The following is a 10,262-nucleotide window of genomic DNA, read 5'->3' as shown; positions in this document are numbered from 1 at the left end:
TCGGCGCCCGGGTAGGGCGCTTCCGGGTCCAGCTGGTCCAGCAGCTCGCGCAGCACCGCCAAGGTCGGCACGGCCGCCAGGGCTGCCCGCAGTTCGCCGCCGACCTGGTAGCCCTTGAAGTACCAGGCGACGTGCTTGCGGATATCGCGCAGCGCCTTGCCTTCATCCTCGAAGTATTCGACCAGCAGTTCGGCGTGCCGGTAGAAACTGTCCGCGACTTCCTTCAGTCCGGGCCGGAAGCGCCGGTCGGTGCCTTCGAAGGCGGCCTGCAGGTCACCGAAGAGCCACGGGCGGCCCTGGCAGCCGCGGCCGACGACGATGCCGTCGACCCCGGTCTGCTGCACCATCCGCACGGCGTCCTCAGCGCTCCAGATGTCCCCGTTGCCAAGCACCGGGATATCCGGAAGGGCCTCGCGGAGCCGGGCGATGGAGTCCCAGTCCGCCTGGCCGGAGTAGAACTGGCTGGTGGTGCGGCCGTGCAGTGCAACCGCGGCGACACCGGCATCCCGGGCGATCCTGCCGGCATCGATATAGGTCAGGTGGTCCTCGTCGATGCCCTTGCGCATCTTAATGGTCAGCGGGATGCCGCCGCGCGCGGCTTCGCGGGTGGCAGCCTGGATGATGGCCGTGAACAGGTCGATCTTCCAGGGCAGCGCCGATCCGCCGCCGCGCCGGGTGACCTTGGGCACCGGGCAGCCGAAGTTGAGGTCGATGTGGTCGGCCCGGTCCTCCTCGACGAGCATGCGAACGGCGGCGCCGACGGTCTTCGGGTCCACCCCGTAGAGCTGGACGGAGCGGACCTTTTCATCCTCGTCGTGCGAGATGATGCGCATGGACTCGCGGTTGCGTTCCACGAGCGCCCGGGAGGTGACCATTTCGGACACGTAGAGGCCGCCGCCGTACTCGCGGCAGAGCCGGCGGAACGCCTTGTTGGTGATGCCTGCCATGGGCGCCAGGACCACCGGGGTGTCGATGGTCAGCGGCCCGAGCTTGAGCGGAGGCAGTTCCAGCCGGGTGGTGGAAGCAGGTGCAGCGATAACAGTCACCCGACCATTCTCTCAAATCCGGGCAAATCCGCGTGCCGGCCTGTGGACGAAGCGGCTTGGGGGCGCGGTCAGCCGGATTCGGCCCGGCGCCTCGCCCGGCGGGTCAGGGGCTGTTCGGCTGGCTCCGGCTGCGGCACGGACCCGGTGTCCGGCACCGGAACCCGGGCACCGCCGTCGTTCCCGTCCCCCGCAAGCCGGGCACCGCCGTCGTGCTCCGAATCCACGAAGTGCGCCGCGCGGGAAGGGTCCGCGCCCGCGACGGCCAGCGCCTCGCCCCCGGGCACGCCCACGGTAACTTCCTCGGGCCGGCGGATGCCGGTGGCCTTGACCACCAGGACGGCGATAAGGGTGGTCGCCGGAATGGCCAGGACCAGCCCGATGGAGCCCACCAGGGTGCGCACGATCTCCTCGGCCAGGACGCCGCTGGTCATCGTGTCCATCAGCGGGCGCTGGTACAGCGAGACCAGGATGAGCACCGGCAGGGCCGCCCCGGCGTAGGCGAACGCGATGGTGTAGACGGTGGAGGCGATGTGGTCCCGCCCGACCCGCATCGCACCGGCGAACAGCCGCCGGGTAGAGGCGTGCGGGGCCAGCTCGTACATCTCCCACACGGCCGACGATTGGGTGATGGTGACGTCGTTGAGCACACCCAGGCCGGAGATGATCAGGCCGCACAGGATGATGCCGGACAGCGAGATGGCGCCGGACATGTTGACCAGCTGGTAGGTGTCCTCGTCCCCGACGCCGGTCAGGTACGCCGCGTCGGTCGCCCAGGCGGCCATCACCGCCGTGACGCCGAGGCCGAAGAGCGTGCCAAGCAGCGCCGTGGACGTGCGCGCCGAGAAGCCGTGCGCGAAGTACAGGACCCCGATCATGATCACGATGGAACCGATCAGCCCGAGCAGCAGTGGCGGCTTGCCTTCGACCAGGCCGGGCAGGATGAACTGACCCATCACGATGAAGCCGCCGACCAGGCCGAGGATCGCGCGGAAGCCCCGCCAGCGCGCCACCGCCACCACGACGACGGCGTAGAGGATCGCCAGCAGCACCATCGGCACGCTGCGCACGAAGTCGACGAAGATCAGCGTGCCCGGCTGGTCGGGCATGACTTCGCTGAGGTTCAGGTAGCGGATCTTGTCGCCGGCTTCGACGCCGCGGGACTTGGCGATCTCCGGCGTGATTTCCACCGGCTGCAGCCCTCCCCCGGCCTCCGGCTGCGTGTAGGCGACCATGCATTCCTGGCCCTCGCCGCCGGCCTCGATCGCCGATTGGGAGGAGGGGCAGGTTTCGATGGCAACGCGCTGGACGGTGCCGGTTTCGAACGAGACGCCGGGCGCGGTGGCGTACGGGTCCACCACCGTGACCCCGGAGCGGTCGCCCGAGGGCCAGAGCGCGATCATCCCGATCAGGGTCAGGACGGTGACCGGCAGCAGGATCGCGGCCAGCAGCCAGTTCGCCTTGCGCCGGGCCGCCAGCGTGGCGGCGTCCGGGGCGGTGTTTGCGGTGTGGGCGTGGCCGTGTCCCACGCTCAGTCGCTGACGATCGAGGTTGCCGGTCCGGACTGCACCGCGGTGCCGGCCGCCAGCAGCGGTTCCAGCACGGCGGCGACGGCGGTCATCGAGTCATCGACTTCCACCTGCACCGGATACTGGTGGACCAGCATGGCCAGCAGGCTGCGCACGGCCTGCTCGGCTTCGGCCGGTTCCAGCGCGGTGTCGTAGCCGAGCAGGACGTCTGCGGGGGCATCGGTGCGCTGCTGCGTGTAGCTGACGGCGAAGGCGCTGATGGTCCCGCCCTGGTCCTTGGGCGCGCTGCGCAGCACCACCGCGCCGGAGGCGCCGGCCGCGTCGCTGAGCAGCATCTGCTGGGCCCGGCCCAGGGTCATGTCCGCCCGGTCCCAGACGTGCACGGAGTTGTAGAAGTCCGTGACCGCCGTCGTTAGTTCCACCGAACCGGTGGCTGCTTCCTCCAGTTGCGGGCCGCCTTCGGCGCTGAGGTCCGGCAGCGGCAGCGCGCCCGGTTGGACCACGACGACCCGCGAGGTCTGGATCGGCCTCAGTCCGGCGGCGCCGGCGAATCCGGCACCGGTGCTTTCCGGCTCTACTTTGGCACGCAGCTTGGTAACGCCCGACGGCGATTGGCCGGCTTCGTTGCGCAGCATGCCCAGGAGCCTGGTCCCCACCCCGGTGCGGCGGTGGTCCTTGGCGACCTCGACGTAGGCCCACAGCCGCTCCGGGTGCAGGCTCGTCTCGTACACCACACCGGCGGCGACGGCGACGCCCTGGTCCTCCGCCACAATGCAGCGGGACCAGGGGCTGTCCGAGGAGGGCCGCAGCACGCCCCGGAAGTGCTCCGCTTGGCGGGTTTCCGGGTCGCCCCAGATTTCCAGCAGGGCGAGGTCGTCGCCGTCGTGCCATTGCCTGTAGTTCAGCTCAGCCATGTTGCTCCTTGGATATTGCGCCGCTCCGCCGTCTCTCCGCCTTCGCTCTGCGTCTTAAGCGCCGACGAGCCGTGCGGCCAGGTAGCTTTCCACCTTGTCCAGGCTGACGCGTTCCTGGGCCATTGTGTCGCGTTCGCGGATGGTCACCGCCTGGTCGTCGAGCGTGTCGAAGTCCACCGTGATGCAGAACGGCGTGCCGATTTCGTCCTGGCGGCGGTAGCGGCGGCCGATCGCGCCGGCGTCGTCGAACTCGATGTTCCAGTTCCGGCGCAGCTGGGTGCCGAGTTCCTTGGCCTTGGGCGAGAGGTTCTCGTTGCGGCTGAGCGGCAGGACGGCGGCCTTGACCGGAGCCAGCCGCGGATCCAGCTTCAGGACGGTGCGCTTGTCCACGCCGCCTTTGGTGTTCGGTGCCTCGTCCTCGGCGTAGGCGTCCACGAGGAAGGCCATGAAGGAGCGGGTCAGCCCGGCCGCCGGCTCGATCACGTACGGGGTGTAGCGCTCGTCGGTAGCCTGGTTAAAGTAGCTCAGATCCGTGCCGGAGTGCTTCGTGTGGGTGCTCAGGTCGAAGTCCGTGCGGTTGGCGATGCCTTCCAGTTCGCCCCACTCGGAGCCCTGGAAGCCGAAGCGGTATTCGATGTCCGTGGTGCCCTTGGAGTAGTGGCTGAGCTTGTCCAGCGGGTGTTCAAAGAGGCGCAGGTTGTCCGGGTTGATGCCCAGGTCCGTGTACCACTTCATCCGGGTCTCGATCCAGTACTTGTGCCACTCTTCGTCCGTGCCGGGCTCGACGAAGAACTCCATCTCCATCTGCTCGAACTCGCGGGTGCGGAAGATGAAGTTGCCGGGGGTGATTTCGTTGCGGAAGCTCTTGCCGATCTGGCCGATGCCGAACGGCGGCTTCTTCCGGGACGTGGTCAGCACGTTGTTGAAGTTCACGAAGATGCCCTGCGCCGTCTCCGGCCGCAGGTAGTGCAGCCCTTCCTCGCTGGCCACCGGTCCCAGGAAGGTCTTGAGCAGGCCGGAGAATTCCTGCGGTTCGGTCCATTCGCCCTTGGTGCCGCAGTTGGCGCAGGCGATGTCCTTCAGGCCGTTCTCGGCCGGGCGGCCCTTCTTCTCCTCGTACTCTTCCTCGAGGTGGTCGGCGCGGTAGCGCTTGTGGCAGCTCAGGCACTCCACCAGCGGATCGGAGAAGACCTCGACGTGGCCGGAGGCTTCCCAGACCTGGCGGGGCAGGATGACGGAGGAGTCCAGGCCGACCACGTCTTCGCGGCCGCGCACGACGGACTGCCACCACTGGCGCTTGATGTTCTCCTTGAGCTCCACGCCCAGCGGTCCGTAGTCCCAGGCCGAGCGGGATCCACCGTAGATCTCGCCGGCTTGGAAGACGAAGCCGCGGCGCTTGGCCAGCGAGATGATCGGATCAAGCTTGGATTTGGCAGCTGCCATCAGGTGGTTCTCCAGTCTCTGCGAGGGCCGCTGGGTGCGGTCCGTGGCGTATCAAAGCGCCGGACCGTTTCCGCCGGAACCGCTGCGGGCGGCGGGAAGGGCCAGGCGCTGGCATGGGTGCGTAGCGAAGCTACAAGGTTAGCCTACCGAAGTGGCGGGCAAGTGCCCGGCCCGGGCGGTCCGTGTGACGGCCGTACCGGTTCAGGGGAAGCCGACGATGTCCTCGCGGCCGGTGATCCGCCGGGCCAGGCTCTCCATGGTCAGCCGGTCGCTGTCGATCCCCGCATGTTCGCGCGCGTCGCTGCGGCTGTCGGCCGGTCCGCCCAGCTGCGGCGACCAGACCGCCTCGGCCACCTGGCCGGCAGCGAACAGCGCGGCCAGCTCCGGATCGGCGGCCACGTTCTCCTGGAGCCCGACCAGGGGCGTGTCCGGTTCCTCCTCGAGCACGTGGTGGATCAGGTACAGCAACGACTTGTTGTAGAACGTCACGCCGAAGGCTTCGCACACATCGTCGAGGGCCCGCTGCCGGCCCAGGCCGAACTGGGACAGGGTCCGGATCCTGTTGCCGAGCAGCGGCAGCACGCCGCGCTTGAACCCATCGACGGTCACGGACGGATCAAGCAGGGCCAGCGACTCGAAGGCCGCGACGCCTTCCTCGAAGGCCGCCTTCAGGAAGCCGGTCTGGAACACCGCGCCGGCACTGTGCCCGACCGCATGCAGCTGCACGGATCCGGCATGGGTGTGGCTGAACCGGGCCAGCCGGCGCGCCACGTAGTGCGCGCCGCCTTCGTCCCCGGCGCCGTCGGCCTCATCCACCGCCCGGGCCGCGTTGGCCTTGATATCGGCCCAGACGGCCGGACCGCCGGCACGGCGCGCCAGCCACTCGACGAACCTGTCCACCGTTTCTTCCAGCTCCGGCTGCGCCCAGGGCAGCATCCGAGGCAGCAGCGTGGGCCGCGCTGGAACGGCGGTCACGCTCCGCGCCCGCATGAGACTCAGCGCCGGGAACAGCCCGAATCGCTGGGCACCGCGGCGGATCCGTTCCGCCAGCACCTGCAGGAGCCCGGTCTCCCACACGAAATAGACCGGATAGACGCCGTTGGCCAGCCACCAGGGCACCTGCCGGGCCGCCGCCGCCAGCCCGGTGCGTTCGTCCACCAGTCCTCCGTGCGCCCAGAACAGCACCTGGACCGGTCCGGGCCGGCCGTGCATGAAGCGCGGCAGGTGCGTGGCGAAGATCGCATCCACGTCCGCAGGCGTGGTGGATGCCAGTCCGCCCGGACCGAGGCGGCCGTTGCTGAGGTTCACCAGATGCGGCCGCAGCCGGTCGAACTCCCCTGCCGGTTCGCTCATCTGCGCCGGCCCAGCATGGCGAACGAGCTGCGCGGCCAGGGCAGGGTGGCCAGGACCACGGCAGCCAGGGTCAGCAGCGTGCCCAGGACGGTCGCCGTCGTAATCACCGTGCCGGGCGCCGGGAGGAACAGGTCGAGCAGCAGCGAGCCAAGCACCTGGCCGGCGATCATGCCCAGCCCGGTGAGCAGCACGCCGAGCGAACGGACCAGCACGGCGGCGAAGGCGATAAAGGCGCAGCCGATCGGGCCGCCAAGGTAGTACCACCACTCGGCTGGCAGCGGATTGGCCGGTCCTGCCAGCGCCACCTTCGCCAGCCAGGCGATGCAGAGCAGCACGGTGCCGACGATGAAGTTGACCAGCGTTGCCGGCAGCGGCGAGCCGTAGTGCATGGACTGGGTGCCGTTGAAGGCCTGCTGGAAGCTCTGCAGGAAACCGGCCGCCAGCGGCAGCAGCACCGGGACCAGCCAGGCGGCCGCGTCCCCGCCGGCCGAGAACTTGGGCGAGACCGCCCAGGCCACCGCGGCCACGGTCAGCACGGCGCTCAGTGCGCGGAGGGGCGAGACCCGCTTCCGGCCGGCGGGACCGAAGCCCAGCCGGTCCACGAGCAGTCCGCTGATCGACTGGCCGGTCACCACCGCGACGGTGAAGAGCGCGATGCCGATCAGCGAGACCGTGATGCCCTGGCTCATGACCAGGAAGGCGCCGCTCACGCCGGCCAGCAGGAACCACCAGGGGAACTTCTTCGCCCGGACGGCCGGCAGCACGCGGCGCAGTCCGGCGCGGCCGCTGGGCACCAGCAGGCAGACCAGGACCATCAGCACCAGACCGGTGCCAAAACTAACGACGGCGGCGGCCACTCCGTCGTCGAGCCTTGCCCCGAGCGCACCATTGATCCGTCCCTGCACCGGCATGGACAGCCCGGCCAGCAAAGCCAGGGGCAGGCCGAGGGCAAGCGGCATCTTGGGGCTGTGGGGCACAGCCCTACCCTACAATGGTGGAACCATGGCCCCAGATGACATTGAAGACGTCCCCATCCGCGACGACATGATCCGCCTCGGCCAGCTGATGAAGCTGGCGAACCTCGCCGAGGACGGCCTGCAGGCCAAGGAGTTCATCGAGAATTCGCAGGTCCAGGTCAACGGCGAAACCGAAACCCGCCGCGGCCGGCAGCTCCACGCCGGGGACACCGTGAGCTTCGGCGGACAGACCGTCCGCGTCACCCGCCGCTGAGCTGGGCTACTTGGCCTTAAGCACCTTGTAGGTGAGGAACTCCTTGACGTGCGCCAGTTCCTGCGCGTTGATGCCGTGGCCGATGCCGGCGTAGAGCACCTTGGTCAGGTCCACGTATTCGTTCAGCCAGCCGTGGCTGTATTCGATCTTGTCCGGCGTGATGACCTGGTCCGCCTGGTCCCGGCCCCAGAAAACCGCCGGCTTGAGCGCCTTGACCTGTTCGTCGTTGAAGAAGGGGTCGCCGTCGGCGGGGATGACAAAACCGGACAGGCCCACGACGGCGGCAATCTCGTCAGGACGGTGGCGCATTACGGAGGTGGCGACGGCCATGCCCATGGAGAAGCCGAGCACCGAGACGCTCGAGTGCTGGTCCTTGACCGTGTCCAGCCAGCCCCACAGGTCCGCGGCCGCCTTGGTGACCTTGTCCACCGAGAAGTCCGGCTCGTGCATCAGCGGGAACCAGGTGAATCCGGGCCCGAGGGCTACGGGCGCGCGGACGGCTGCGACCGTGAACTCCTCCGGGAGGCCGGGCACCAGGCCCATCAGGTCCTGTTCGTTGGAGAGGTAACCGTGGAAGAGGACCAGCAGCGGCGTGCCGGCGCGCTCGCTTTCCGGCTTGGACCAGGCGACAACGGGCTTGTAAGTAGTTTCGGTCATTTCGCCATCATCCCACGACGGTACTTGAAAGTTCAAGTTAGTTGCCGTCGTCGGACGCTGCCTCAATGTGCGCGGTAAGCTCGGCGAGGAACTCCGCGGGATACTCCAGGTGCGGCGAATGCCCGCAGTTCGGCAGGACGACTTCGCGGGATGTGCCGCCGCGCGCCGCATATTCCTCGAGCACGGCCCGGGTCTGGGCGACCATGGGCTGCGGCGGCGCTGCCTCCTCCCCCGGCCAGCCGGCAATAACGCCCGCCTTGCCGAGCTGGTTGGTGTCGAAGAAGGACGCATCCGAAACGATCGCGTCGGCATCGCCCCGGACCCAGAGGACATCCGGTTTCACGGGCAGATCGACGATGGCGCTGACATTGAAGTGCCCCGGCGCCATGGCATTGGCGATCCCGCGCTTGCCGGCAGCGAAGCCCGGCCAGTTGCCGGACGGCATCGCGTCACCCGGATAGTGGTCCTCCCCGGTCCGGGTGCTGAGCATCGACTCCAGCCAGAGGTCCTCCAGCGGCGAGCTGTAGCCGGCATGCACGTAGGCCGCCCGGTAGACGTTCAACGGCGACGTCGGGGCCTCCGCGGTGCGGTCGCCGGCCTTGAGCCGGGCGACGAAGTCCGGGTTGACTCCCCCGCCACCGCAACCGGCGTCATCGTCGGTCAGGCGGCGGCCGTCTGGTCCGGCCGTCCCGCCGAAGCCATACGGTGAGACCGGAGCCTGCAGCGTCAGCGACAGCACGGGGCGGTCCAGGGCGTACTGCAGTACCACTCCTCCGCCCATGCTCCAGCCAACGAGGTGGGCCGCCGGCAGCTCCAGCGCGTCAAGGGTGGCCGCAAGGTCGTCGCTGAAGTCGGCCAGGCCCCGGGTCGCATCCACCGGTTCCGGATCGGTGTCCCCAAACCCCCGCAGGTCCACGGCGATCGGGCGATAGCCGGCCTGCAGCCGGAGCATCAGCTCCTGCCAGAACAGCGCGGAGGAGATGTTGCCGTGCACCAGGACCACGGGGATGCCGTCGGGACGATCGCCCAGCCGTTCCAGCAGGTTGACGTTGAGGCGGGCGGTGGCGATGCGCCGCGAAGAAATGCCGTCCAGCAGGGTCATCGGTTCCTCCAGTTGATCGTCCGGGCCCGGCCGTCGTTGGCCTCCAGGCACTCACCCTAGCTGTGGCGCAGCGGGATCCGCCAGTGTTTCCTGAAAGGAGATTCAGGTTTTCAAGGGCGTGGCCGGTGGCGGACCTGCGGGCGGAGTAGCAGGATATACCTGTGAGTAACCTGAGCCGTTCCGAAGCCGACGCGTCGGCGGAGACTGCCCCGAGCCATCCCTGGAGCCGGTTCGTGGCCCTCGGCGATTCCTTCACGGAAGGAATCGGCGACCCCGATCCGGACAGCCCGGGCGGTTACCGCGGCTGGGCCGACCGGGTGGCCGAGGAACTCAGCCGCGGCCACGAGGACTTCGCCTACGCCAACCTCGCTATCCGCGGCCGCCTGCTGCAGCAGATCATCGACGAACAGCTGGACCCGGCGCTGGCCCTGAACCCCGACCTGATTTCCTTCTGCGCCGGCGGCAACGACGTGATCCGGCCCACCAGCGATCCCGATGCCCTGGCGGAGAAGATCGATGTCGCGATTGCCAAGCTGGCTGTCTCCGGTGCAACGATTGTCCTGTTCACCGCGCCCGACATTGGCGATACCCCCGTCATTGGCAGCGCCCGCGGCAGGGCCGCCATCTACAACGAGAACCTCCGGACCGTCGCGGCCAGGCACGACGCCATCATCGCCGACATGTGGGCGCTGCGGCAGCTGAAGGATCCGCGGATGTGGGCCGAGGACCGGCTGCACTTCTCGCCGCTGGGCCACCACACCGTGGCCGCCATGGTGCTGGACGCGCTGAATGTGGAGCACAGGCTGCATCCCGAAATACCGAAGCCGCTGCCTCCGAAGAACTGGCGGACGGCCCGGGCGGAGGATCTGGTGTGGGCGCGCCAGCATCTGGTTCCGTGGGTCCTGCGCCGGCTGCGCCACCGGTCGTCCGGCGACGGCATCAGCGCCAAGCGCCCCACCGCCGGCCCCATCTTCGGTCCGGGCATGCCGCC

Annotated in this window: 10 protein-coding genes; 2 read left to right on the top strand and 8 right to left on the bottom strand. The window is 68.9% G+C overall.

Translation table 11 applies throughout. The annotated features are described in order from the left end of the window. The 6 genes from dusB to D477_RS15285 form a co-directional block, all read right to left on the bottom strand. Positions 1–1,046: tRNA dihydrouridine synthase DusB (gene dusB / locus D477_RS15310; RefSeq protein WP_005271331.1), on the bottom strand; the 1,046-nt coding region annotated here is incomplete at its 3' end. A 68-nt stretch (positions 1,047–1,114) separates the two neighbouring features. Beyond that, positions 1,115–2,572: a YibE/F family protein gene (locus tag D477_RS15305; protein ID WP_005271328.1), complete on the bottom strand. Its 1,458-nt coding sequence runs from the start codon at positions 2,570–2,572 to the stop codon at positions 1,115–1,117. A 2-nt stretch (positions 2,573–2,574) separates the two neighbouring features. After that, positions 2,575–3,486, bottom strand: coding sequence for a GNAT family N-acetyltransferase (locus D477_RS15300; RefSeq protein ID WP_005271325.1), 912 nt, complete (start codon positions 3,484–3,486; stop codon positions 2,575–2,577). A gap of 54 nt (positions 3,487–3,540) precedes the next feature. Beyond that, complete coding sequence (locus D477_RS15295; protein WP_005271322.1) at positions 3,541–4,929, bottom strand: glycine--tRNA ligase; 1,389 nt, start codon at positions 4,927–4,929, stop codon at positions 3,541–3,543. 201 nt (positions 4,930–5,130) lie between these two features. Continuing rightward, a complete protein-coding gene (locus tag D477_RS15290; protein WP_005271320.1) occupies positions 5,131–6,282 on the bottom strand; it encodes a hypothetical protein in 1,152 nt (383 codons plus the stop codon). After that, positions 6,279–7,259, bottom strand: coding sequence for a DMT family transporter (locus D477_RS15285; protein ID WP_005271318.1), 981 nt, complete (start codon positions 7,257–7,259; stop codon positions 6,279–6,281). The genes D477_RS15290 and D477_RS15285 overlap by 4 nt, the downstream gene beginning before the upstream one ends. Positions 7,260–7,284: 25 nt before the next feature. On the opposite strand from D477_RS15285, the gene D477_RS15280 reads away from it, so the two are divergent. Continuing rightward, on the top strand, positions 7,285–7,512 hold the full coding sequence (locus tag D477_RS15280; RefSeq protein ID WP_005271316.1) for an RNA-binding S4 domain-containing protein: 228 nt from the start codon (positions 7,285–7,287) through the stop codon (positions 7,510–7,512). A 6-nt stretch (positions 7,513–7,518) separates the two neighbouring features. Here D477_RS15280 and D477_RS15275 read toward each other — a convergent pair whose 3' ends face one another. Continuing rightward, positions 7,519–8,169, bottom strand: a complete 651-nt coding sequence (locus tag D477_RS15275; protein WP_005271314.1) for an alpha/beta hydrolase — start codon at positions 8,167–8,169, stop codon at positions 7,519–7,521. A gap of 37 nt (positions 8,170–8,206) precedes the next feature. Beyond that, positions 8,207–9,271 (bottom strand): alpha/beta hydrolase, encoded by a 1,065-nt coding sequence (locus D477_RS15270; protein WP_005271312.1) that lies wholly within the window; start codon positions 9,269–9,271, stop codon positions 8,207–8,209. 170 nt (positions 9,272–9,441) lie between these two features. On the opposite strand from D477_RS15270, the gene D477_RS15265 reads away from it, so the two are divergent. Then, positions 9,442–10,262 (top strand): SGNH/GDSL hydrolase family protein (locus D477_RS15265; RefSeq protein WP_043847229.1); only part of this gene is annotated, 821 nt, incomplete at its 3' end.

The sequence above is a fragment of the Arthrobacter crystallopoietes BAB-32 genome, from assembly GCF_000328305.2.
Lineage (GTDB): Bacteria > Actinomycetota > Actinomycetes > Actinomycetales > Micrococcaceae > Crystallibacter > Crystallibacter crystallopoietes_A.
Note: the sequence above shows the minus strand (reverse complement) of the source record. Positions and strands in the feature narration are given on the sequence as shown.